Source organism: Rhizobium tropici CIAT 899 (assembly GCF_000330885.1).
Taxonomy (GTDB): Bacteria; Pseudomonadota; Alphaproteobacteria; order Rhizobiales; family Rhizobiaceae; genus Rhizobium; species Rhizobium tropici.
Window position 1 is genome coordinate 858,061 of the sequence record NC_020059.1, and the last position, 23,699, is coordinate 881,759.

Genomic DNA, 23,699 nt, shown 5'->3' on the forward strand with positions numbered 1-23,699 from the left:
GCGGGGCTTTTTTTGTTTCATGCTCAGTCATGATTGATCATTGCCGCAACGGGAGGCAAGATCGCTGCATGAGGGGAGAGTGGATGCAGTCAACGACTGGCGGCGGACCGTTTCGTCAAGACGATCTCATCGTGAGACCGGCGGCCAGCTGGACGCCGGGCGTCCACGCCTTGCTGGCTGCGCTACATCGGGATGGTTTTGATGCAGCTCCGCATCCGGCTGGATATGACGAGGTCTGGGAGCGGGTAACCTATCTGCCCGGAGATACCGGCGATCTCGATGGCCACGCCGCTATGCGCGGCGAAAAGGCGCTGCGGTCGGCTGCATCGCTACTGCGTCGCTATCACGATTGCTCCGCCCTGTTCGCAAAAAGCCTCGCGGCCAGCCACGCATGGCAACTGCCGGCCCGCTCGCCTTGCGAGGTCATCTGCCATGGGGATTTTGCCCCTTACAATGTCGTCCTGAATGATGGCGAAGTGAGCGGTATCATCGATTTCGAGGCTGCGCATCCCGGTCCGCGAATGTGGGATCTGGCCTATGCCGTCTATCGCTGGGCGCCGCTGTCCTCTGGCGTCGCTATCAAGGGAATGGACACTCTTGCCGCCCAAGTCGGTCGCACCCGTATCTTTATCGATGCCTATGGCCTGTCCGTTAACGAGCGCAGCTCATTGCCTGACGTCATCGTCGAGCGGCTTGAGGCGCTATTGGCTTTCATGGAACGGGAAGCTGCCCGCGGCATTGAGAGATATCGCCGGAATCTCCAGGAAGGACATGATCGCATCTACAGGGAAGACATCGCCTATATCAGAAAATGCTCGACTGAAATCGTCGCCGGACTGACGGGCTGAGTTTCAAACGGCCTCTTTGCGCAGCGGGCGGAAGCTCATGCGGTGCAGCGGGCAGGGACCATGCTCCTCGATGCCAGCGCGATGCTGAGGAGTGCCATAGCCGGCATGGGCTGCAAAACCATAGGCTGGAAAGACAATGCCCGCGCGCGCCATCATCCGGTCGCGGGTCACTTTGGCGACGATCGATGCGGCAGCGATGGAGAATGAGCGCGCGTCTCCCTTGACGACGGCCTTTCCCGGGCATGCAAGCCCGGCTGGCACATCGAGCCCGTCGGTCAGCACATAGCTTGCCGGCACGGCAAGTCCGCAAATGGCGCGGCGCATCGCATCGAGGCTTGCCTTGCGGATATCGGTCGTGTCGATACGACCGGCACTCGACGAGGCGATAGAGACCGTTGCTGTTGCGAGAATCTCCACGAACAGCTCTTCACGTCTGGCCGCGGTCAGCTGTTTGGAATCGTTGAGCCCAGCGGGAATACGCTCAGCGTCTAGAATGACGGCGGCGGCGACCACCGGTCCGGCAAGCGGGCCTCGGCCTGCCTCATCGGCTCCGGCAACCGGCCAATGGCCGGCCCGGCGCGCAATCAGCTCCAGCTCAAACGTGGGAACGAGCGCGGCTTCCTCGAAAAGCATTGGAGAATCGGGTGATGTGCTGCGTGTCATGCGGCGAAGCTCGCACACCACCCGATCTCCTGCAAGCCCCCGGTGGATCAGGGCGGCGAACCCGGGGGACTTTTCCAGCGGGGTCAGGGAAAACCCGCAAGGAATATCAAAGCAGCGACAGTTGCACGCCGCTGCCGTCTGGCGGCACGAACAGATCGTCGCGCAAAGCGATATTGCGGCGCGTAAGCTCGAGCCGGCGCGTCGCCATTTCGAAGCGGCGGCTGATCTGCCAGGCATAAGGCCCGGCGCCCTTCATGCGCTTGCCGAACTCCGCATCGTAATCCTTGCCGCCGCGCATCGAACGGATCAGTGACATGACGTGGCGATAGCGATCCGGATAATGCTGCAGCAGCCAATCGCGAAAGAGCGGGCTCACCTCCAACGGCAGCCGCAAAATGACATAGCTTGCCTCCTGCGCGCCGGCCGCCTTGCCCGCATCGAGAATGCGCTCGATTTCGTGATCGTTGAGGGCAGGGATAATCGGCGCCACCATGATCGCGGTGCGAATGCCGGCCTCGTTCAAAGCCTGGATCGCCTCCAGCCGCCGTGGCGGCGTCGCCGCCCGGGGCTCCATGGTGCGCGCGAGCTTGCGGTCGAGCGTCGTCACCGATATTCCCACCCGCACTAGGTTCTTGGCGGCCATCTCCTTTAGAATATCGATATCGCGCATGACCAGCGCCGATTTTGTGACGATAGCAACGGGATGGTTCGCCCGGTTCAGGACTTCGAGAATCTGGCGCATGATCCGCCATTCCTTCTCGATCGGCTGGTAGGGATCGGTATTCGTCCCTATGGCGATGACACGCGGCTTGTAGCCCGGCTTTGCCAGTTCGCGTTCCAGCAGCTTGGCCGCATCCGGCTTGGCAAATAGCTTCGATTCGAAATCCAGCCCCGCTGACAGGCCCATATAGGCATGTGTCGGCCGCGCGAAGCAGTAGATGCAGCCGTGCTCGCAGCCGCGATAAGGGTTAATCGATCGATCGAAGGGTATGTCGGGCGATTCGTTACGGGTAATGGCCGTGCGCGGCTTCTCCACTTGCACTTCGGTTTTGAAAGGCGGCAGCTCTTCCCAGCTCTGCCAGCCGTCGTCGAAAGCCTCGCGCCGCTGCGGCTCGAACCGGCCGCTCGGGTTCAATCCGGCGCCGCGTCCGCGCCGACGCTCGACGTCGACCCTGAGACCGGCATCGGCGATCAAAGCATTGGCAACATCTGCCGTATTGGCGGGCGCGAAAGCGGCCTGCCCTGCAAGGGACTGCTCGTTCATCGGTAGCTCCAGGGCGGCTCATGCCATCGCATGCCGCGTCTAAGATGATTAAATTCCTATCCGACAAATGAGAACATTGCAAGAACAAAAATCCGAAATCACCATTTTCCACCTCGTTGAGAGGAGGTATTAGGCGATACCGGCGCCGAAAGTTTCCGGCGGCATATGATGCTTTTCTTAAACGTTTGGAGCCGAAGGTTGGGTGCTGGCAATAAATTGTGCGCCGCTCTATAAATGGGCAATGTTGACGGTCATCATCGAATGCCAGGATCACGAACCCGAGCTGGCGCAGACATTGGCGGCATTGGTGGCAGGCGCGGTCGAGGGGCTGGTCAGCGACGTGGTCGTGCTCGATCACGGTTCGAGTGATGGCACATCGAAAGTGGCGGATGCTGCCGGCTGCCGCTTTTACTCGCAGTGGGATATCAAGGACATATTGCGGGCGGCGCGCGGCGAATGGCTGTTGCTGGTCGAGCCGGGCGCGCGGCCGCAAGCGGGCTGGATCGACGAGGTCGCCGAATATGTCTCCCTGAACAAAGGCCCGGCGCGGTTTACCGCGTCGCGCGGCTATCGGCGCCCCTTTCTGAAGCGGATCGGCCGCCGTTCGCCGCCATTGGAATTGGGCCTGCTGCTTTCGAAGCACCAGGCCATCGCGATCGCCAGGTCGGGCATGCAGCTCGCGGAATTTGCCAAGGGCCAGAAGGGCCGCAGGCTTTCAAGCGAACTTATTCCCTCCTGGGTGGCGCGCGCGGCGCGATAGGGCCTAGAGCATTTCCGCTTTTCTTCGGATCGCGAAAACGCTCTATCTTCTTGTTTTTACGCAGCTCCGGACGCAAAACCGCTTCGCAATTTTGCTGGAACTGCTCTAGCGTTCCGCAGATTCCATTTGTAAACGCGGGAATAGCTGCGATAATTCGTGTGTGGCGGCACCTTACGCGTGTCGCGTTGGTGACCGACCATGAAGATGCCGATATCAGGCGGAATTGGTCAGCGGAATTCTCCTTTTTCGCCGGGATTTCGGCGAAAGGAGGTGCGTTATGAAACGCACGATGCTCTACCGCCTCATGGCAACCCTCTTCGTTGCAAGTGCAATTCTTTTCCCCGGCAATGCCGCCGCTCAGGTAACCTTGGCCTGTGCCAAGCGCGTCGATATCGTCGCGTTTCTTGGCGACCATCTTTCGGAAAAGCTTTCGGCTGTCGGCAAGCTCGATCAGAGCACGATCGTTGAGATCTATGCTGCTGAGGGCGGCAACTGGACACTGCTGATGAGCGACGTATCCGGCCGGAGCTGCATCATACTCAGCGGCGATTCCTGGGAATCAATTCCTGTCCTGCCGAAGGCATGACCGCCACGCCATATCGCAGCGAGTAGAAGACCTATCTCGAGCCGGCGCCGCGCTTCAGATGCTCGTCGAGGCGCGGCATGATCTCCACGAAATTGCAGGGCATGTGGCGATAGTCGAGCTGCGCCTTCAAGATGCCGTCCCAGGCATCCTTGCAGGCACCGGGAGAGCCCGGCAACACGAAGATGAAGGTGGCATTGGCCACACCGCCTGTCGCCCGCGACTGGATGGTCGCCGTGCCGATCTTGTCATAGGAGATGCGATGGAAGACTTCCGAAAACCCATCCATCCGCTTCTCAAACAAAGGCTCCAACGCCTCGGGCGTGACGTCGCGGCCAGTAAAGCCCGTGCCGCCGGTGGTGATGACGACATCGACGGTATCATCCTTGGTCCAGACTTCCACCTGCGCGCGGATGCGCTCCTTGTCATCCGGAACGATGGCGCGGGCAGCAAGCCTGTGGCCCGCCTCCGCAATGCGGGCAACCAGCGTATCGCCGGATTTGTCGTCGGCGAGCGTGCGCGTATCGGAAACGGTCAATACTGCGATGCCGATGGGAATAAAGGATCTTTCGTTGACCGGACCTGCCATCATGCCTCTCCCGCGATCGTCTCCGTTACCTGGAAATACCAGTCCGGTCTCTGCCTGTGAAGCGAGGCGGCGGCTTTCTTCGCCCGTTCGGCATCGGCGAAGATGCCGAAACAGGTGGCGCCCGAGCCGGACATGCGCGTCAGGATTGGGGATTCGCTTTCGATCAGTCCGGAAAGCACGCCAATCTCGCCGCAGATCGAGCGCGCCGGCGGTTCGAGATCGTTGCGCAGGGCCTTGATCGTGTCGATCCATTCGCCTTGACCCTGCGGCATTTGCGACGGAAGCAGCAATGGCGGATTATCCTTGCGCGACAATTGGCGGAACACGTCGGGCGTGGAGACGCCGACGAGCGGATTGCCGAGAACCATCGGAAAAGAAGGAAAGGACGGCAGCAAACCTATCGCCTCGCCAATTCCACGCGCAATCAGCGGTCGGCTCGAAAGACACATCGGCACATCGGCGCCAAGCTTCAGGGCGATCGTTTTGAGGGTGCCTTCAGGCAGGCTGAGGCGCCAGAGCCGCATGAGCCCACGCAATGCCGCCGCCGCATCCGCCGAACCGCCGCCGATGCCCGATGCGATCGGCAGGTTTTTTTCCAGATGAATATGGACGGCGGGAGTATCGAGACCGGATGAATTGGCTGCCTGGCGCAAGAGATCGCGCGCCTTGAGCACGAGATTGTCGCCAGCCTCGGCATCGGCCGAAAGCAACGTGCCGAACCGTCCCGAAAGGCTGAAATCGTCATCCGCACTTGCGCGAAAGAAAAGACGATCGCCGTGGCGGGCAAAGCTGACGAGCATGTCCAGCAGATGATAGCCATCGGCGCGACGGCCGGTGACGTGTAGCGCAAGATTAATCTTTGCGGGCGCTTCTTCCGTAAGGTCGAAATCACCCGCTGCCAAGATCGTGCTCATGGAAGTCTTAGGACTTCTTGTCGACCGGCGCCGGAGCGTTCGTGTCGGGCGAGGGGGCCGGCGCCGGATCGGGCTGCTTGCTCTTGTCGACGGTCTTCGGATCGTTGTCGAGCGGCGGCAAGCCCTTTTCGACCTTCTCCTTGATCTTCGGAATATCGGCCTCTTCCGGCTTCGAGGCGAGCGCTCGGTTCCACTGATAGACGGCTTCGAGCTTGCGGTTGACGCGCCAGTAGGCGTCACCGAGGTGGTCGTTGATCGTCGGATCGCCCGCCTTGAGCTGTGCCGCCCGCTCCAGTTCGCTTACGGCATCGTCGAAGCGGTTGAGGCGGAAATAGGCCCAGCCAAGCGAATCGACGATGTAGCCGTCGTCCGGCCTCAGATCGACGGCCTTCTTGATCATGTCCAGACCCTGGTCGAGATTCATGTTCATGTCGACCCAGGAATAGCCGAGATAGTTCAGCACTTGCGGCTGATCCGGATTGAGCTCAAGGGCCTTCTTGAAGTTCGGCTCGGCATCCGCCCACTTCTTCAGCCGCTCAAAGGCAATGCCGCGCTGGAAGAACACCGCCCAGTCGCTGCGCTTCGGCACGGGGCCGATGATCTGTACTGCCTTGTCGTAATTGTCGGCCATGGCCTGGAAGTCCTTGGCATCCGAAAGGACGCTGCCATAGGCGAGATAGCTGCGGACATCGTTGGGATCGGAATCGATCAGCGCCTTCAGATGCTTGCGTGCATCGTCGACTTTACCTGCCTGGGCGAGTGCGAGGCCTAGCTGCAGCTCGGAGATGCGAGCCATCGGCGAGTTATCGGGCACCTTCTTGTAGAAGCCGATCGCACGATCGGTCTGCTCCTGCTTTTCGGCCAGCCCGCCGAGCAGCACCAGCGTATCGGCCGCTTTGGGGTCGAGAGAATTGGCAATCTGCAGATAGAGCGAGACGACATCCTCGGCCCCGTCGCGGTTCAGCGCGGCACCGATGGTGAAGAGAACGGCGGCCGCACCCTCGCTGGCATTGGTGACCTGCTGGTCCGGCGTATCACCCTTGCTGATGCTGTCGCGCAGCGCATTCAACGGAGCATAATTGCTGACGAGATTGTCGCCGACAGAGATTGCATCCAGAGCCTTCTGCTTATCGCCGGCCTTGGCTTCGAGGCGCGCGAGCGCCATGACGGCGCGCATGAATGTATCGGGAGCCGTCGCTCCGCCGGTCTTGTCGAGGATCGCGTCGTTGAGATGCGAGCGTGCCGATTTCAGGTCGCCCATCGTCAGTGCAATGGCGCCGGCATGATAGTTCTTGAAGATGTTGAACCAATCCGGGCCCTTCATCTTGTCGATCATCGAGATCGCTTCCTTGCCGCGGCCGGATCCGGCGCGAGCCCAGGCGGCGAGCAGATTGGTCATCATCCGGTCGAGATCGTTCGGACCGCTATATTTGAGGATTTCCTGGGCGGTACGGTATTCGTGACGACGGATGGCATCCATGCCGCGCACGATGGTGGTCACGCGTTCGACGGAAGGGTCGCTCTTCAGCTCGTTGGCGTATTTGACGCCTTCTTCCAGATTGCCGTTCAGCAACAGCGAGATCATCAGCCGCTGGCGGATTTCCGGATTGCTCGGGTCGATCATCAGCGCCTTTTTGTAGAGCGCGATGGCAGTATTGTAGTCGTGATCGACATCGGCGGTACGGGCGGCAAGGAACGCGCCTGCGAAGGTATCGACACTATCCGTATCGAAGGCGACCGCGGCGCTGGCCTCCGGCGCTGCCGCCGGCGTATCATCGGCGCGCGCGACATTCAGGGCGGACACCGAAAGGACCGCCGCCAAGGCTACGCCCGAGAGGAAACGGATGGCAAGTCTCTGCCGCATTAGAAAGCCTTTCATCAAGGGACAGCCGGCGAAGACCGCCGGCGGCATAAAGCGTTCGTGTCAACTGATTCACAACAGGATGGCTTTTTTGAAGCGGCCCTGCAACAAATTCAGGCAGCCGCCATCAATTAACGCGTTCGATGCAGAAATCGATCACTTCCAGAAGTGCCGATTTCCAAGGCGTTTCCGGCAGGGGTGCCAGGGCGTCGCGCGCGATGGTGCCGTAATGGACGGCACGGGCAATTGTGTCGGCCAGCGCGCCATATTTCGTGATCAGGCCGAGAGCCTTCTCGAGATTCTCGTCACTGTTGTTGCCGGTTTCGATGGCCTCGCGCCAGAAGGCGCGCTCCTTCTCCGTACCGCGGCGATAGGCGAGAATCACCGGCAGCGTGATCTTGCCTTCGCGGAAATCGTCGCCGACATTCTTGCCGAGATCGGCGGCCTTGCCGCCGTAGTCGAGCGCATCGTCGACGAGCTGGAAGGCGAGGCCGAGATTGGTGCCGTAGGACTTCAGCGCATTGCGTTCAGCCTTGCCAGCATTGGCGACGATCGGACCGACTTCAGCCGCGGCGGCAAAGAGCGCTGCGGTCTTGGCGCGGATGACCGAGAGATAATCGTCTTCCGTCGTCTCCATGTTCTTGGAAACGGAAAGCTGCAGCACCTCGCCTTCAGCGATGACGCAGGCTGCCGAGGAGAGTACGTCGAGCGCTTCGAGCGAGCCGACTTCCACCATCATGCGGAAAGCTTGGCCGAGCAGGAAATCCCCAACCAGCACGCTTGCCTGATTGCCCCAGATCATCCGGGCGGTGGACCTGCCGCGACGCAGATCGCTTTCATCGACCACATCGTCATGCAGCAGCGTCGCCGTATGCAGGAATTCGACCGATGTCGCGAGTTTGATGTGATTGTCGCCCTGATAGCTGTAAAGAGCGGCAGACGCGATGGTCAGCATCGGCCGCAAACGCTTGCCGCCAGAGGAAATGAGGTGCTCTGCAACCTCCGGGATCATCTGCACATCAGAGCCGGCCTTGGACAGGATGAGCTGATTGACGCGTTCCATATCCGCCTTGGTCAGGTCCACCAACGGCTTGATGGATGCCAGTTTATTCTTGCTTTCTTCCAGCGGTATCACGACGCCCAACGATCCGGACTCCTGTTCATTTCCTGCAAACCACAATAAGAAGGGGCGAAACGGGCGGCAAGAGGCGAATTGTCTCGTCGCGTAAATTTGACAGGAATTCTAAGGCCTATGCACGAGTTGATCCGTACCAATGACCCGGTCCTTCTCTCATTCGCAGAGAGCCTGATGAAGGATGCGGGAATTCATTGCTTCATTGCGGACCAGGCCATGAGCATTCTGGAAGGCTCCCTCGGGATGCTGCCGCGCCGCTTTCTGGTGGAGGAAGAGCGTGCCGATCTGGCCCGGCGTATCCTGATCGATGCCGGCCTCGGCGACGAGTTGCGCCCGGCCCGTTCCTGAGGTTCGCCATGACTGAAAGCCCCTCTGAAACCATCGATGCTTTCCACCGCGGCGCCTTCCATGTCGTGCAGCCGAAGGGCAGGGGGCACCGCTCCGGCATGGATGCCATGCTGCTTGCAGCGCTTGTCGCAGATGAGCGTACGATCCGGGTGGCGGATCTCGGTGCGGGCGCCGGAGCAGCCGGAATGGCCGTAGTCTCGAGACTCGACCGGGCGGAGGTCGTGCTGTTCGAGCGCTCGTCCGATATGGCCGAGTTCGCCCGCAAGAGCCTCCTGCTGCCGGAAAATGCGCGTTTTGCCAACCGCGTCTCGGTCATCGAAGCCGATGTGACGCTGACCGGCAAGGATCGCAACGAAGCGGGTCTCGTCGACGACAGCTTCCATCACGTCATCATGAACCCGCCCTTCAACGATGCCAGTGACAGGTTGACACCGGACGCGCTGAAGGCCGAAGCGCATGCCATGACCGACGGGCTGTTCGAACGGTGGATCCGCACGGCAGGCGCGATCATGATACCGGGCGGCCAGCTCTCGCTGATCGCGCGGCCAGAATCGATCGGCGAGATCATCGCCGCCTGCGGCCGCCGCTTCGGCGGCATTGAAATCACGCCGATCCATCCCCGCGAGGGTGAGAGTGCGGTGCGCATTCTGGTGACGGCAATCAAGGGTTCGAGGGCCAGACTGGCGCTTCGGGCGCCTCTGATCATGCATGGCGAGGGAACGCATAAATTCACCGATTTCGTCGATGATATGAACAACGGCCGCACGTCGTATCCGCGCCGCTAGCCATTCGGCGCGCTCAGCATCAGGGCATCAAATACGATCCGCAATATTGCGTTTGTCGTTTCCGTGCATACATCACGGGCAGCAAACATCATGATTCAGGGATGACGAATGGTTGGGTTCTTGAGACGCATGCTTCCGAAGCGCTTCCGCAAGGAGGAGGTGATCGTCCCCGTCGTCCGTCTGAGCGGCGTCATCTCTTCCGGTGGTGGTCCGCTGCGGCAATCGCTTAATCTCGCCGGCGTTTCGCAGGCGCTTGAAAAGGCCTTCAACGTGAAGACGGCGCCGGCTGTCGCCATTATCGTCAATTCGCCGGGCGGCTCTCCGGTGCAGTCCCGAATGATTTACAATCGCATCCGCGATCTGGCCGCTGAGAAAGATAAGAAGGTTCTGGTCTTCGTTGAGGACGTTGCCGCATCCGGTGGCTATATGATCGCCCTGGCGGGGGACGAGATCATTGCCGATGCCACCTCGATCGTCGGTTCGATCGGCGTCGTCTCCGGCGGGTTCGGTTTTCCGGAGTTGTTGAAGAAGATCGGTGTCGAGCGCCGCGTCTACACAGCCGGTGCGAACAAGGTGATCCTCGATCCGTTCCAGCCGGAGAAGGAAAAGGACATCGAATATCTGAAAAGCCTGCAGCTCGAAATCCACAAGGTCTTCATCGACATGGTGCTCGAGCGTCGCACGGGAAAGCTCTCGGCGGACGAAACGGTATTCTCCGGCCTGTTCTGGACCGGCAGCCGCGGGCTGGAGCTTGGCCTGATCGACGGCCTGGGAGACATGCGTCAGGAATTGAGGAAGCGCTTCGGCGACAAGGCCAAGCCAACGCTGATCACCACGCCGCGCAGCCTTTTCGGCCGCAAGGCTCCGGGCATTTCGCTTGGCGGCATGGATGGCCTCGGCGCCGGGATTGCATCCGGGCTTGCGGAAGCGGCAGAGGAAAAGGCATTGTGGGGCCGGTACGGATTGTAGGCGGGAGCGCTGGCTAATGTCCCGGATCATCTTCTTCATCATCGCCGTCGGCGGGATCTGGTTCCTGTATCGGCGTTTCGTCCGCGATGCCCAGCGGCTCGCCGAAAAATCCCGCCGCGCCGAAACGGAACGCCGTACCGGCGCCATGGGAACGCTGGTCAAGGACCCGAAGACCGGCGAGTATTATGTGAAGCGGAAGGATGAATAAGCATGGACGAAGCAGAGCGGCGCCAACTGACTTTGGGGAAAGTGAAGTCGTCGGATTGAAGTTTCCCGCCAATTGGAAATTTGATCGCGATGAAGCCAATATGCGTAGCCATCACTCGGATATCAGCGTCGCTTTTTCGCCCGTGACATCCAATCCGCTCCCGCGTAGCTAATGCAGATAATGTGGACGACATGGGTCGCATCATCCACTGTGAAGCATACGACCGCCTTTTCTGAAGCGGGAATTGCTCTCAGCTTTGGCCCGATATCGGTGCGCACTGTGCCTATATGTGGAAAGTCGGCGAGCCTATCGATGAAATCTGTGATTTCATCAGCCTTGGCCAGGCCGACTTCGACACCCGCATCGTTGGAAATGAAATCGACGATGTCGAAGAGATCGCTTTCGACAAGCGGATGCTCGGTTATCGCACATGGGCTGACTTACTTGGCGTATTTCTGGCGCAGCCGATCTTTCACTCTGGACGCAACTTCCTTGCCGTCCCAAGGGAGCCACTGATCATCAGGCAATTCCATACGCTGGCGAATTTCATCCGCCATGCCGGTCACCACATCATCGGTCGCGGTGTCATGATGTGTGACCTGGTCAATCTGCTCGATGGCCGCTTCAACAAGGCGGGAAATAGACGGAAATGCGCCTTCTTCGACCATCTTTTCCGCGAGACGGAGATGGCGCTCAGACAGTGTGATTTCGGTTTTGACGTTCATTGTCTTCTCCAGGAGCGCGTGGAGACGCATAGCGCTATCTATACGTCATGTCTTGACCCTTGTCTCCTATCGTGGCACCTGTCGCGCCACCCTACACCAAGCAGATAGTAGCTGATCCCATGACTGCCAACGTGCCCGACCACATGAACCCGAAGCGCTCCTTTCAGGCGCTGATTCTGACCCTGCACAATTATTGGGCCGACAAGGGTTGCGCGGTTCTGCAGCCCTACGACATGGAGGTTGGCGCAGGCACGTTCCATCCGGCGACTACGCTGCGTTCGCTCGGACCGAAGCCGTGGCGCGCTGCCTATGTTCAGCCGTCCCGCCGCCCCTCCGACGGTCGCTACGGTGAGAACCCCAACCGTCTGCAGCACTATTATCAGTATCAGGTCATCCTCAAGCCCAATCCGCCGAACCTGCAGGAGCTCTATCTCGGCTCGCTGAAGGCGATCGGCCTCGATCCGCTGCTGCACGATATCCGCTTCGTCGAGGACGATTGGGAAAGCCCGACGCTCGGCGCATGGGGCCTCGGCTGGGAATGCTGGTGCGACGGCATGGAAGTCTCGCAGTTCACCTATTTCCAGCAGGTCTGCGGCATCGAGTGCGCGCCCGTCGCCGGTGAGCTGACCTACGGACTGGAGCGCCTCGCGACCTATGTTCAGGGCGTCGACAGTGTCTATGACCTGAATTTCAACGGCCTCGAAGGCGAAGACAAGATCACCTACGGCGATGTCTTCCTCCAGGCCGAGCAGGAATATTCCCGGCATAATTTCGAATATGCCAATACCGAGATGCTGCACCGCCATTTCATCGATGCCGAGAAGGAATGCCAAGCGTTGCTGGCAGCCGGCGCGCCCGGCGACAGCGAAAACCAGCGTCTGCACAAATGCGTCTTTCCGGCTTACGACCAGTGCATCAAGGCGAGCCACGTCTTCAACCTGCTCGACGCTCGCGGCGTCATCTCGGTCACGGAACGCCAGAGCTACATCCTGCGCGTGCGCACGCTGGCCAAGGCCTGTGGCGAAGCCTTTCTGCTAACGGATGCCGGCGGCATCAACTGGAATCAGCAGGCCGCCTAAGGCAAGCTTCCCCGGGATTGGGCATCGCCACAGCCTATCTTGGCTTTGCGCCGCCATTAAAGCCGGGTGACATTGGCGTGAAATCTGCCTAGTGTCCCTTGGGTTGCAGTCGCCACGGGGGATTTCAGATGCTTGTTCTTCTCGCGATCATAGTGCTGGCCGCGCTCTATGTCGTCTTCATTTACAACGGGCTCGTTCGTGCACGACAAGTCGCGGAAGAGGCATGGTCCGGTATCGACGTGCAGTTGAAGCGCCGCGCCGATCTCATTCCCAATCTGGTCGAGACGGTCAAAGGCTATGCCGGCCATGAAAACAAGACGCTGGTCGAAGTCACCCAGGCGCGTGCCGCAGCGCAGGCCGTGCCCGCTGGCGATGTCGCCGGCCGTGCGGCGGCCGAAGGTGTTCTCAGCCAGGCGCTTGGCCGCCTGATGGTTGTGTCCGAAGCCTATCCCGACCTGAAGGCCAATACGGGCTTCGTCGAGCTGCAGCAATCGCTGGAGACGACGGAAAACGAGATTCAGATGTCCCGCCGCTATTACAATGGTGCCGCGCGCGATCTGAACGTCAAGGTCGAGACCTTCCCGAACAATCTCATCGCCGGCCCCTTCGGCTTTACCAAGAAGGCCTATTTCGAGATATCAAACGAAGCGGACCGTGCCGTTCCAACGGTAAAGTTCTGAGATTTCCGCTATCGGTTTTTCATGTGAGGCGGTAAAGGATGCCGACCGCTGGCCATCGGCCGCTTTCCTGACTGACCAAAGAGAATGATGATGGGTAGAGCCAAACTCACGATTATCCCGCCGGGCAAGCCTTTGACCGGGCGCGCCATGCCGCCGGGATCGAAGTCGATCACCAACCGCGCGCTGCTGCTCGCGGGCCTTGCCAAGGGCACGAGCCGGCTGACCGGCGCGCTGAAGAGCGACGATACCCGCTATATGGCCGAGGCTCTGCGCGCCATGGGCGTCGTCATCGACGAGCCCGACGACACGACCTTCATCGTGACCGGCAGCGGCAAGCTGACGGCGCCGGCTGCACCGCTTTTCCTCGGCAATGCCGGCACGGCGACACGCTTCCTGACGGCAGCTGCAGCGCTGGTCGACGGCAAGGTCATCGTCGATGGCGATGCCCATATGCGCAAGCGGCCGATCGGCCCGCTCGTCGACGCATTGCGCTCGCTCGGCGTCGATGCCTCCACGGAAACCGGCTGCCCGCCCGTCACCATCAACGGCACCGGCCGCTTCGAGGCAAGCCGCGTGCAGATCGATGGCGGCCTGTCCAGTCAGTATGTTTCGGCTCTGTTGATGATGGCGGCCGGCGGTGACCGCGCTGTCGATGTCGAACTGCTTGGCGAGCATATTGGTGCTCTCGGCTATATCGATCTGACGGTTGCTGCCATGCGCGCTTTCGGCGCCAAGGTGGAGCGTGTGAGCCCGGTTGCCTGGCGGGTCGAGCCCACCGGCTATCATGCCGCCGACTTCGTGATCGAGCCCGATGCCTCCGCCGCGACCTATCTCTGGGCGGCCGAAGTACTTGGTGGCGGCAAGATTGATCTCGGCACGCCGGCAGAACAGTTCTCGCAACCGGATGCGAAGGCCTATGACCTGATCTCGAAGTTTCCGCATCTGCCCGCCGTCATTGACGGCTCGCAGATGCAGGATGCTATCCCGACGCTTGCCGTTCTCGCCGCCTTCAATGAAACGCCGGTGCGCTTCGTCGGCATCGAGAACCTGCGCGTCAAGGAATGCGACCGCATCCGCGCCTTGTCGAGCGGCCTGTCCCGCATCGTGCCGAACCTCGGGACTGAAGAGGGCGATGATCTCATCGTCGCATCCGATCCGAGCCTCGCCGGCAAAGTGCTGCCGGCAGAAATCGACAGCTTTGCCGATCACCGCATCGCCATGAGCTTTGCGCTCGCCGGCCTGAAGATCGGCGGCATCACCATTCTCGACCCCGATTGCGTCGCCAAGACCTTCCCCTCCTACTGGAACGTGCTGGCTTCGCTTGGTGTCGCTTACGAAGACTGACGCTCCGCCATCTCAAGGGAGGCTGAGCGCAGGCATGTTCCTGACGTGAAGCGGCGCCGGCAGCGGCGTCGCGGCCATCCTTTGGGGGAGTGATGACACGGCTTTGCGGGTTCTTCCTGGCTTTGTGCCTGCTGCTTTGTGCAACGGCTGTCACGGCAGCCGAGCTCATCACCAACTTCGATCAAGCGATCGGGCTGCATCGTGACGGCTCCATGCGCGTCGTCGAGACGATCTCCGTCAATGCCGAGGGCCAAAGTATCCGCCGCGGCATCTTCCGGGATTTCCCGCTGACGATGACCGATGCCGGTGGCCGCGAGATCGAGGTGGATTTCAAGGTCGTATCCGTCGAGCGCGATGGGCAGCCGGAGGATTGGCACAGCGCGCGCATCAAGGGCGGCGAGCGTATCTATATCGGCAACGCCGATCGTATCCTCAACCCAGGCTCGCACATATTTCGCCTCACCTACGACACCAATCGTCAAATGCGCTATTTCGGCGATCATGACGAGCTTTATTGGAACGTGACGGGCAACGGCTGGCTGTTCCCGATCCTCAATGCGAAGGCAACAGTCACCTTGCCCGACGGCGTGCAGCCGCAGCAGCTTGCTTTTTTTACGGGGCAGCTCGGGGCTACCGACAAGAATGCAAGTGCGAGCCAACAGGGCAATATCGTTACCTTCGCAATGACCAGGCCGCTCGCAGCGGCTGAAGGCCTGACGATCGCCATCAAGCTGGCCAAAGGAGCGATCACACCGCCGAGCGACAGCCAGCAATGGGGCTGGTTCCTTCGGGATCACCTCGATACGATTATTGCCATCGGCGGGCTGATCCTGCTGTTTGCCTACTATATGCGAAGCTGGGTCGTGGTCGGCCGCGATCCCCCGCCTGGTGTCATGGTTCCGCGCTGGGATCCACCCGAGGGCATTTCGCCGGCACTCGTGAACTATATCGACAATAGAGGCTTCGCCAGTTCCGGCTGGACGGCATTCTCGGCAACCGCGATCGACCTTGCCGTGCGCGGCTACGTCATTCTGGACGACCTGAAGGGAAAAGTCGTTATCCGCCCGACCGGCAAGGCCGGCAGTGATCTCAGCGGCGGCGACAAGGTGCTGATGCAGGCCGTCGGGCCATTCTCGCCGCTTGTTATCGACAAGGCGAATGGCGAGGCGGTGCAGCAGCTCGGCTCGAAATTCCGCAGCGCCATCGAACGCGATCATCGCGACGAATATTACAAGGCCAATTCGCTCTACGTCATAACAGGTATTGCGCTATCAGTTCTGGTTCTGGCGGCGATCGTCATCTTCGGTCGCCTGCATGAAAATACCCTGCCGCTGATCATTGTGCCGGGCTTCCTCTCGATTTTCGTGACGATCTTTGCGAGTTCGATCGGCCGCAGGTTTCGCAGGCATAGTGCCAGCCTCGCCCAGCGCATCATTTCGGTGCTGATTTTCGCCTTCTTCGGCTTCGTCTTCGTCTCGATTGCCGTTAGCGGCTTTGCCGCTGCGGTCGTGCCGTTGTGGGAAGCGGGCCTGCTGCCGCTGGTCGCCGCCATCGTCGGCATTTTCGCGCTCAACGTCGTCTTCTATTTTCTGATGGGTGCGCCGACGCCGCTCGGGCGCAAGATGATGGATGGCATCGCCGGCCTCAGGCAATATCTGACGCTTGCCGAACGTGATCGGATGAACATGCAGGGCGCGCCGCAGATGTCGCCGCGGCATTTCGAAAAACTGCTGCCCTATGCCGTCGCGCTCGGTGTCGAAAAGCCCTGGTCGAGCGCCTTCGAAACCTGGCTCGCCACGGCTGCGGGTGCAACTGCGGCCGCAGCCTATGCGCCGGTGTGGTATTCCGGCGATTTCCGCCCGGGCAATATCGGCGGAACGATCGGCGACTTCTCCTCTTCCATGGCATCGACCATAGCCTCGACCATTCCCGCCCCGGTATCCAGCTCATCCTCCGCCTTCGGTGGCGGGGGAGGGGGAGGTGGCGGCTCCTCCGGCGGCGGCGGAGGCGGTGGAGGCGGCGGCGGATGGTAAATTCGCCGTTTGCCTTGGTGACTTTTGTCGCCGGGCTTGCTAAGTCCGCCCGGATCATTTCTGCCTCAACGTAAAGACAGCTCCCATGCCCGATCTCCTTCTCGAACTCCGCTCCGAGGAAATTCCCGCCCGTATGCAGCGCAAGGCTGCCGGCGACCTGAAGAAGCTGGTGACCGATGCCCTGGTCGAAGCGGGTCTTTCCTATGAAGGTGCCAGGGAGTATTGGACGCCGCGGCGCCTGACGCTTGATATTCGCGGCCTCACGGCGCGCTCGGCTGACGTACGCGAGGAGCGCAAGGGTCCGCGCACCGATGCCAACGAGAAGGCAATCGAAGGCTTTCTGCGCGGTGCTGGCCTTTCTTCAATTTCGGAAGCCCAGGTGCAGAGTGACCCGAAGAAGGGCGATTTCTACGTCGCGATCATTTCTAAGCCCGGCCGTGCCGCGGAGGAAATCGTTGCTGCTGTCATGCCTGACATCATCAGAAATTTCCCCTGGCCGAAGTCGATGCGCTGGGGCAAGGCCTCGGCAAAGCCCGGCTCGCTGCGCTGGGTGCGCCCCCTGCAGTCGATCGTCTGCACCTTCGGCACCGAGCATGAAGAAACCACGGTCATCCCCTTCGAGATCGACGGCATCGTCGCCTCGAACGTGACCTACGGCCATCGCTTCCATGCCCCCGGCCCGATTACCGTCAAGCGTTTCGAGGATTATGCCTCGAGCCTGGAAAAGGCCTATGTCGTTCTCGATGCCGAACGCCGCAAGGACATCATCCTGCATGATGCCCGCGATGTCGCTTTCGCCAATGGCCTCGAGCTGGTCGAAGACGAAGGCCTGCTGGAGGAAGTCTCCGGCCTCGTCGAGTGGCCGCAGGTGCTGATGGGCTCCTTCGAGGAGGATTATCTCTCGATCCCCTCCGAAATTATCCGCCTGACCATCAAGACCAATCAGAAGTGTTTCGTCACCCGCCCGCAAGGCGGTCACCTCCCCCTTGAGGGGGGAGGTCGCAGCGAAGCTGCGGGTGGGGGTGATCTCACGTCTCAACAAAATCACCCCACCCCGGCACTGCGTGCCGACCCTCCCCCTCAAGGGGAGGGTGCACTCTCCAACCGCTTCATTCTCATCTCCAACATCCAGGCGATGGATGGCGGCAAGGAGATCATTCACGGCAACGGCAAGGTCGTGCGTGCCCGCCTGTCCGACGCGCTGCACTTCTGGAAGCGCGACCAGGGCGATCTGCCCGATCTCGAAACGCTGGAAGCCTCTGCTGCGAAATTCGGTCTCGATTTGAAGAAGCCGCTCGATCAACGCATGGCCAAGCTCGACGCGCTCAACGTCACCTTCCATGCCAAGCTCGGCAGCCAGGGCGAACGCGTCACCCGCATTCGCGCGCTTGCCGCCGAACTCGCAAAGATCACCGGCGCCGATGCCGCCCTGGTCGACCGCGCCGTCGTGCTCGCCAAGGCTGATCTGCGCACCGAAGCAGTCGGCGAATTCCCCGAGCTGCAGGGCGTCATGGGCCGCAAATATGCGTCGCTGCAGGGCGAGAACGCCTCGGTCGCAACGGCGATCGAAGATCACTACAAGCCGCAAGGCCCGTCAGATCGCGTCCCCGAGGATAAGGTTGCAATCACCGTTGCGCTTGCCGACAAGCTGGATACGCTCGTCGGCTTCTGGGCGATCGGCGAGAAGCCGACTGGCTCGAAGGACCCTTACGCGCTGCGCCGTGCCGCCCTCGGTGTCGTCCGTATTTTGCTGGAGCGAGGCGTGCGCCTGCCGCTGCTCGCCACCACCAAGGATGCCGATCTGCTCGCCTTCTTCCATGATCGCCTCAAGGTCTATCTGCGCGATCTCGGCGCCCGCCATGACCTGATCGATGCCGTGCTGACGCCGGAAGCTGATGATCTGCTGATGGTTGCCCGCCGTGTCGAGGCCCTGACCGCCTTCATTACCTCCGAGGATGGCAAGAACCTGCTCGCCGGCACCAAGCGCGCCACGCAGTTTCTGGCCGCTGAAGAGAAGAAGGGCACCGTCTTTGCCGATGGTGTTTCGGACGCTCTGCTGAAGCTAGACGCGGAAAAGGATCTCTTTGCTGCCGTCAAGGCCGCTTCCGCCGAGGCTTCCGATGCGATCGCCAAGGAAGATTTTCGTTCGGCCATGTCAGCCCTTTCCAAGCTGCGCGCCCCCGTCGATCGCTTCTTCGAAGACGTGCTCGTCAATGACGAAGACGCCGCCATCCGCGCCAATCGTCTGGCGCTGCTGCGGCTGATCCGCGAGGCGACCGGCACTGTCGCCGACTTCTCGAAGATCGCGGGATAAGGCATGGGGGCGCGATGACCGGAAAGATCCTCGTCAGCGCCTGCCTCATGGGCCATGCCGTCCGCTATGACGGCCGCTCCAAGCCGCTTGTCCATCCGGCGATCGATCGCTGGCGTGAGGAGGGGCTGTTGGTGACGATCTGTCCGGAAATGTCTGCAGGGATGGTCGTACCGAGGCCGCCCGCCGAAATCGCAGGCGGCGCCACTGGCGAGGATGTCCTTGCGGGCACCGCAAGGGTGATGGAGATCACCGGCGGTGACGTCACGGCGGAATTTCGCCAGGCGGCGGAAAATGCGCTGGCGCTCGCAACAGAAACCGGCTGTCGCTATGCCCTCCTGATCGACGGCAGCCCGTCTTGCGGCTCCGGCTTCATCTATGACGGCACGTTTTCCGGTGGTCGGCAGAGTGGCCGGGGCGTCACGGCGGCGCTGCTTAAGCAAGCCGGCATCGAGGTCTATTCCGATCGCGAGATCGACAGGTTGGTCGAACGGCTGGCGGCGACCGACTGACACAACCATCATAGCCAAATAAAAAGCCGTCGGACGCATGCCCGGCGGTTTTGTGTTTTCTGCCTTATGTGGCTCAGGCGGCCCGGCGACGATGATCCGCAGCGGGTTGGCCTTCGTTGACACGGAAGCCGCGGATGAGGGCGAGGAGATCTTCCGTGTCGGCGGCGAGTGTCTCGGCCGATGCGGTGGTCTCTTCGGCCATGGCGGCGTTCTGCTGTGTGGCGGCATCGAGCTGGTTCATCGAAGAGGAGATCGAGCGCAGCGTCGTATCCTGCTCGGAGGCGCTGTGGGCGATCTTCGAGACGATCTCGTTGGCTGCCTTGATCTGACCGGAGATGCGCTTCAGCGCTTCGCCTGCCTCACCGACGAGGCGAACGCCCTGATCGACCTGACCGGAGGAGCGAGCGATCTGGTCCTTGATCTCCTTGGCGGCTGCGGCGGAGCGCTGCGCGAGTTCACGTACTTCCTGGGCGACGACGGCAAAACCCTTGCCGGATTCGCCGGCGCGGGCCGCTTCGACGCCGGCATTCAGCGCCAGAAGGTTGGTCTGGAAGGCGATCTCGTCGATGACGCCGATGATCTTGCCGATCTCGGCCGAAGACTTCTCGATGCCGCTCATCGCTTCGATTGCCTGGGCAACCACGGCATCGCTGCGCGATGCTTCGGCGCTGACGGCATGGACGCGCTTGCTGGCTTCATCGGCGCCTTCCGCAGTCTGGCGGACGGCGACGGTGAGTTCGTCGAGCGCGGCGGAAGTCTCTTCCAGACTGGCGGCCTGGCGCTCGGTGCGCTGCGACAGTTCGTTGGAGGCGCGACGGATTTCTTCCTTGCTGAGGCCGATGTCATTGCCCTTGGCGTTGACGCGGCCCATCGCGGCTTCGAGGTGCGACAGCGCCTCGTTGAAGTTGTTGCGAAGGCCGGCATAGCCGGCGCCGAGATCGCCGCACCGTATCGTCAGGTTCCCCTGGGCGAGGTCTTCAAGCGCCCTGCCGATGACCGAGACGACGCGCGCCTGTTCGTGGGCCTCATCCTGCTGCTGGCGCAGGTTCTGTTCGCGCTCATTGCTGATTTCGAGTTCCTGTGCAGCCTGGCGGTCGGCCAGCACGTGGCGCTCGCGGATCTTTTCCTGCAGCGCCTGGGTCGCTTTCGCCATCAGGCCGATTTCGTTGCGCATCTCGGCATGCGGAATGGCCATCGTCACATCTTCGTCGGCCACGGCCTTCAGTGCGGCATGGACGTCGGCGAGCGGCTTTGTGATGCCGCGGATGAAGTAAAGGGCCGCACCGATGCCGATGACGAAGACGATGCCGCAGATGAGCAGGGCGCGCCACATCGTTGCATTGATCTGCGCATCCAGGTCGTCCATGTAGACGCCGCAGCCGAGCACGATCTGCCACGGCGCGAATGCCGCCGAATAGCTGCCCTTCAGGAAGAAGTCGGTGCCGGGATGGCCGGGCTTGTTCCAGTAATAGATCGTGCGACCGCCGCCCTTGATCGCCTTCTCGACCATTTCCTTGCTGAAATGGGTGCCGTTCTTGTCGACTTGGCCGGACATGTCCTTGCCGATATTGACTGGGCTCGGGTGAATGCGCTGTATGACGTTATAGTCGAAGCCGAAGAAATAGCCCGCCGGCGCGAAGCTGACATGCGACAATACCTTGAAGGCCTCGGCTTGAGCCGCCTCATGAGTCATCTCGCCGGATTTTTCGCGCTGATAATACTGGTCCAAAATAGAAATGCCGGATTCGACCTGCGTGCGCAGCATGTCGAAACGGTCGCTATAGATAGAATCGGCCTGCGACCGGATCTGGAAATAGGTCGCCACGGCGAAGGCGGCCATCAGGACGCCAAGCAAGGCAAATAATTGATGCGAAATCTTGAGATTCTTCATGATGCCTCCCACAGGGGTGAATACCGGTGCGGTTTCCTACCGCCTGTGCGATCGCCTGAGAGATACTCAATACGTTTGCCGCCGCTTAATGACATGCTGCTGTCCGGTGGCAGTAAAATCGCTGTTTATGTCTAAGAAAGGTTTAATTGTAGGGATTTGGTTGTATTTAATTTGGAATTAAACCGGAGATATGTGCAGGAATTGTAAGTAATACGAAACTTTACTTGGTTATGCCGTCGAGGAGACCTTGAGATTTCCGGAAGTTATTTAGATTTATCGAATATTATGAGAATATATTTATAAGTTTGAATATAGTCGGCATTCCGCAAGCGGCCAAGCGTTACCAAGATGGCTTGCCGAGCTTACTGGCGAAGCTGGAAGCCGGAGATATCGAGCGGCGCGGGTGCGCGAGTTGTGGATGAGTTCGGCAAGGCCGCCGTCTGAGCCGTGATGTCGATGCCGTCGACGGGCTCACCGGCGGCGGCAAGTGCTTCTGGCGTGGGCTTGCTGACGAAGTTAACAGGCGAGCCACCCATCCAGGCTTCGGTGCGGACGACCTTTTTCTGACCGTCGATATTGCGCACGACGACGGATTGCGTGCCGGGCTCCAGCGTCGGCACGGTGTATTCTCTTTCCGTGACAGGAGGCTTCAGTGGAGGGCATTCGGCGCAGCTTTTGTTGATAATGCTGCCCCTGCCGCCGATCATCGTGCCGTCGATCGGCTGGATCGACGAGGCCATGGCGGAACCGCCGGCCAGTACGCACGCCAAGGTCACAAAGAAGGAACGCATAACCAAGAACTCCGCCTATAGTGACGAAGACATTAGTGCGGCTTTATTTCCATCCCGTCAGGAGATTAGGTAAAGATTTAATGGACTTGCGATTGCAGAGCCGAAGTGATGTTTACTTTTCGCGCTCCACTGCGCGCCATCCGATATCATTGCGATAGAAGCCGTTGTCCCATTTCACTTCGCCGGCAAGGGCATAGGCGCGTTCTTTTGCTTCGCCCACAGTCTTGCCTGTGGCAGTGATGTTGAGGACTCGCCCACCCGTCGCAACGAGTGCGCCATCCTTCAAGGCTGTGCCGGCATGAAACACTTTCTCGCCTTCGCTGTCGGCCGGCAGCGCCGCGATCGGTGTGTTCTTGGCGTAGGAGCCGGGATAGCCCTTCGAGGCCATGACGACCGTTAGCGCCGGATCCCCGCTCCATTCGGCAGTCACCTGATCCAGCGTGCCGTTGGCGCAGGCATAGAGCATTGGCAGCAGGTCGCTCTTCAGGCGCATCATCAGTGCCTGGCATTCCGGATCGCCGAAGCGGACATTGTATTCGATGAGTTCGGGACCCTTGGCGGTGATCATCAGCCCAGCGAAGAAGACGCCGCTGAAAGGATGGCCGCTTTCGGCCATGCCGCGCATCGTCGGCTCGATAATCTCCTTCATGGTGCGCTCAACCAATTCGGGCGTCATCACGGGGGCAGGGGAATAGGCGCCCATGCCGCCGGTGTTCGGGCCGGTGTCGCCGTCGCCGACGCGTTTGTGGTCCTGTGCGGTCGCCAGCGCCAGCGCATGCTTGCCATCGCAAAGGCAGAAGAAGCTTGCCTCTTCACCATCGAGATAGGCTTCGATCACCACTTCTGCGCCGGCCTCACCAAATGCACCCTCAAAGCAATCGTCGATCGCGGCCAGCGCTTCGTCGATCGTCATCGCAACGGTGACGCCCTTGCCAGCCGCAAGACCGTCCGCCTTCACGACGATCGGCGCTCCCTGAGCGCGGACATAGGCTTTCGCCTTCGGTGCATTGTTGAAGCGCTGATAGGCGCCGGTGGGAATATTGTAGCGGGCGCAGATATCCTTGGTGAAACCCTTGGACCCTTCGAGCTGCGCGGCGGCTGCAGAAGGGCCAAAAACGGCAATATCGGCGGCGCGCAGCTTGTCGGCAATGCCGGCGACCAAGGGCGCTTCCGGGCCGACGACGACGAAGTCGATGGCCTTGTCCTTGCAGAAGGCGACAACAGCGTCGTGGTTGTCGATATCGATCGGCGCAAGCGTCGCATGCTCGGCAATGCCGGGATTGCCGGGTGCGGCATAGAATTCCGTCATGAGAGGCGATTGCGCCAGTTTCCAGGCCAATGCGTGCTCGCGTCCGCCCGATCCGATCAACAGAACTCTCATGGCTTGCCCTTTCGTTGCGTCCTTT

The 23,699-nt window shown here is 60.7% G+C and carries 24 protein-coding genes; 13 read left to right on the plus strand and 11 right to left on the minus strand.

The features are described 5' to 3' along the window. Nucleotides 1-83 precede the first annotated feature (83 nt). Nucleotides 84-848 (plus strand): phosphotransferase, encoded by a 765-nt coding sequence (locus RTCIAT899_RS04145; protein WP_015338975.1) that lies wholly within the window; start codon nt 84-86, stop codon nt 846-848. Between the two features lie 3 nt (nt 849-851). Here the strand turns inward: RTCIAT899_RS04145 and RTCIAT899_RS04150 are convergent, their stop codons facing one another. Together RTCIAT899_RS04150 and RTCIAT899_RS04155 are read right to left on the minus strand one after the other, a co-directional pair. Beyond that, nucleotides 852-1,511 (minus strand): ribonuclease HII, encoded by a 660-nt coding sequence (locus tag RTCIAT899_RS04150; protein WP_041677813.1) that lies wholly within the window; start codon nt 1,509-1,511, stop codon nt 852-854. Between the two features lie 106 nt (nt 1,512-1,617). Further along, nucleotides 1,618-2,775, minus strand: coding sequence for a PA0069 family radical SAM protein (locus RTCIAT899_RS04155; RefSeq protein WP_015338977.1), 1,158 nt, complete (start codon nt 2,773-2,775; stop codon nt 1,618-1,620). Between the two features lie 241 nt (nt 2,776-3,016). Here RTCIAT899_RS04155 and RTCIAT899_RS04160 point away from each other — a divergent pair, with 241 nt between their 5' ends. Together RTCIAT899_RS04160 and RTCIAT899_RS04165 are read left to right on the plus strand one after the other, a co-directional pair. Next, nucleotides 3,017-3,535: a glycosyltransferase family 2 protein gene (locus tag RTCIAT899_RS04160; RefSeq protein ID WP_041677244.1), complete on the plus strand. Its 519-nt coding sequence runs from the start codon at nt 3,017-3,019 to the stop codon at nt 3,533-3,535. A 277-nt stretch (nt 3,536-3,812) separates the two neighbouring features. Then, a complete protein-coding gene (locus RTCIAT899_RS04165; RefSeq protein ID WP_015338979.1) occupies nt 3,813-4,121 on the plus strand; it encodes a hypothetical protein in 309 nt (102 codons plus the stop codon). A gap of 31 nt (nt 4,122-4,152) precedes the next feature. Here RTCIAT899_RS04165 and moaB read toward each other — a convergent pair whose 3' ends face one another. The 4 genes from moaB to RTCIAT899_RS04185 form a co-directional block, all read right to left on the minus strand. Then, nucleotides 4,153-4,707, minus strand: a complete 555-nt coding sequence (gene moaB / locus RTCIAT899_RS04170) for a molybdenum cofactor biosynthesis protein B (protein ID WP_015338980.1) — start codon at nt 4,705-4,707, stop codon at nt 4,153-4,155. Further along, nucleotides 4,707-5,621: a 4-(cytidine 5'-diphospho)-2-C-methyl-D-erythritol kinase gene (locus RTCIAT899_RS04175; protein ID WP_041677246.1), complete on the minus strand. Its 915-nt coding sequence runs from the start codon at nt 5,619-5,621 to the stop codon at nt 4,707-4,709. Before RTCIAT899_RS04175 ends, moaB begins: the two co-directional genes overlap by 1 nt. Nucleotides 5,622-5,628: 7 nt before the next feature. Then, on the minus strand, nt 5,629-7,485 hold the full coding sequence (locus RTCIAT899_RS04180; protein WP_041677814.1) for a tetratricopeptide repeat protein: 1,857 nt from the start codon (nt 7,483-7,485) through the stop codon (nt 5,629-5,631). 124 nt (nt 7,486-7,609) lie between these two features. Continuing rightward, nucleotides 7,610-8,626 (minus strand): polyprenyl synthetase family protein, encoded by a 1,017-nt coding sequence (locus tag RTCIAT899_RS04185; protein WP_015338983.1) that lies wholly within the window; start codon nt 8,624-8,626, stop codon nt 7,610-7,612. Nucleotides 8,627-8,734: 108 nt separating this feature from the next. On the opposite strand from RTCIAT899_RS04185, the gene RTCIAT899_RS04190 reads away from it, so the two are divergent. From RTCIAT899_RS04190 to RTCIAT899_RS04205, 4 genes are all read left to right on the plus strand, one after another. Further along, nucleotides 8,735-8,965: a putative signal transducing protein gene (locus RTCIAT899_RS04190; protein WP_015338984.1), complete on the plus strand. Its 231-nt coding sequence runs from the start codon at nt 8,735-8,737 to the stop codon at nt 8,963-8,965. An 8-nt stretch (nt 8,966-8,973) separates the two neighbouring features. Beyond that, nucleotides 8,974-9,750 carry a tRNA1(Val) (adenine(37)-N6)-methyltransferase gene (locus RTCIAT899_RS04195; protein ID WP_015338985.1) on the plus strand — a complete coding sequence of 259 codons (777 nt, stop codon included), beginning with the start codon at nt 8,974-8,976 and terminating at the stop codon, nt 9,748-9,750. Nucleotides 9,751-9,858: 108 nt separating this feature from the next. Next, nucleotides 9,859-10,719 (plus strand): S49 family peptidase, encoded by an 861-nt coding sequence (locus tag RTCIAT899_RS04200; RefSeq protein ID WP_041677247.1) that lies wholly within the window; start codon nt 9,859-9,861, stop codon nt 10,717-10,719. 16 nt (nt 10,720-10,735) lie between these two features. Continuing rightward, nucleotides 10,736-10,927 (plus strand): hypothetical protein, encoded by a 192-nt coding sequence (locus RTCIAT899_RS04205; RefSeq protein WP_015338987.1) that lies wholly within the window; start codon nt 10,736-10,738, stop codon nt 10,925-10,927. A 122-nt stretch (nt 10,928-11,049) separates the two neighbouring features. Here RTCIAT899_RS04205 and RTCIAT899_RS31835 read toward each other — a convergent pair whose 3' ends face one another. Continuing rightward, the gene (locus RTCIAT899_RS31835) at nt 11,050-11,352 is read right to left on the minus strand and encodes a type II toxin-antitoxin system RelE/ParE family toxin (RefSeq protein ID WP_081598362.1); all 303 of its coding nucleotides are present in this window, start codon (nt 11,350-11,352) and stop codon (nt 11,050-11,052) included. A 15-nt stretch (nt 11,353-11,367) separates the two neighbouring features. Then, a complete protein-coding gene (locus tag RTCIAT899_RS04210; RefSeq protein ID WP_015338988.1) occupies nt 11,368-11,652 on the minus strand; it encodes a hypothetical protein in 285 nt (94 codons plus the stop codon). A 119-nt stretch (nt 11,653-11,771) separates the two neighbouring features. Here RTCIAT899_RS04210 and RTCIAT899_RS04215 point away from each other — a divergent pair, with 119 nt between their 5' ends. From RTCIAT899_RS04215 to RTCIAT899_RS04240, 6 genes are all read left to right on the plus strand, one after another. Next, the gene (locus RTCIAT899_RS04215; RefSeq protein ID WP_015338989.1) at nt 11,772-12,731 is read left to right on the plus strand and encodes a glycine--tRNA ligase subunit alpha; all 960 of its coding nucleotides are present in this window, start codon (nt 11,772-11,774) and stop codon (nt 12,729-12,731) included. Nucleotides 12,732-12,859: 128 nt separating this feature from the next. Continuing rightward, nucleotides 12,860-13,411 carry a LemA family protein gene (locus RTCIAT899_RS04220; RefSeq protein ID WP_015338990.1) on the plus strand — a complete coding sequence of 184 codons (552 nt, stop codon included), beginning with the start codon at nt 12,860-12,862 and terminating at the stop codon, nt 13,409-13,411. Nucleotides 13,412-13,498: 87 nt separating this feature from the next. Then, nucleotides 13,499-14,755 (plus strand): 3-phosphoshikimate 1-carboxyvinyltransferase, encoded by a 1,257-nt coding sequence (locus tag RTCIAT899_RS04225; RefSeq protein ID WP_184461869.1) that lies wholly within the window; start codon nt 13,499-13,501, stop codon nt 14,753-14,755. Nucleotides 14,756-14,847: 92 nt separating this feature from the next. Further along, a complete protein-coding gene (locus tag RTCIAT899_RS04230) occupies nt 14,848-16,788 on the plus strand; it encodes a DUF2207 domain-containing protein (protein WP_015338992.1) in 1,941 nt (646 codons plus the stop codon). A gap of 85 nt (nt 16,789-16,873) precedes the next feature. Then, on the plus strand, nt 16,874-19,102 hold the full coding sequence (gene glyS / locus RTCIAT899_RS04235) for a glycine--tRNA ligase subunit beta (protein WP_015338993.1): 2,229 nt from the start codon (nt 16,874-16,876) through the stop codon (nt 19,100-19,102). Between the two features lie 14 nt (nt 19,103-19,116). Further along, nucleotides 19,117-19,611, plus strand: coding sequence for a 2-thiouracil desulfurase family protein (locus tag RTCIAT899_RS04240; protein ID WP_015338994.1), 495 nt, complete (start codon nt 19,117-19,119; stop codon nt 19,609-19,611). Nucleotides 19,612-19,684: 73 nt separating this feature from the next. On the opposite strand, the gene RTCIAT899_RS04245 is transcribed toward RTCIAT899_RS04240, so the two are convergent. The 3 genes from RTCIAT899_RS04245 to purD all read right to left on the minus strand — a co-directional run bounded on the left by RTCIAT899_RS04245 (nt 19,685) and on the right by purD (nt 23,674). Beyond that, nucleotides 19,685-21,502, minus strand: a complete 1,818-nt coding sequence (locus RTCIAT899_RS04245; protein WP_015338995.1) for a methyl-accepting chemotaxis protein — start codon at nt 21,500-21,502, stop codon at nt 19,685-19,687. A gap of 362 nt (nt 21,503-21,864) precedes the next feature. Then, nucleotides 21,865-22,293, minus strand: a complete 429-nt coding sequence (locus RTCIAT899_RS04250) for a plant virulence effector HPE1-like domain-containing protein (protein WP_015338996.1) — start codon at nt 22,291-22,293, stop codon at nt 21,865-21,867. Nucleotides 22,294-22,405: 112 nt separating this feature from the next. Then, entirely contained in the window at nt 22,406-23,674 is a 1,269-nt protein-coding gene (gene purD / locus RTCIAT899_RS04255) for a phosphoribosylamine--glycine ligase (protein WP_015338997.1), read from the minus strand. Nucleotides 23,675-23,699 lie beyond the last annotated feature (25 nt).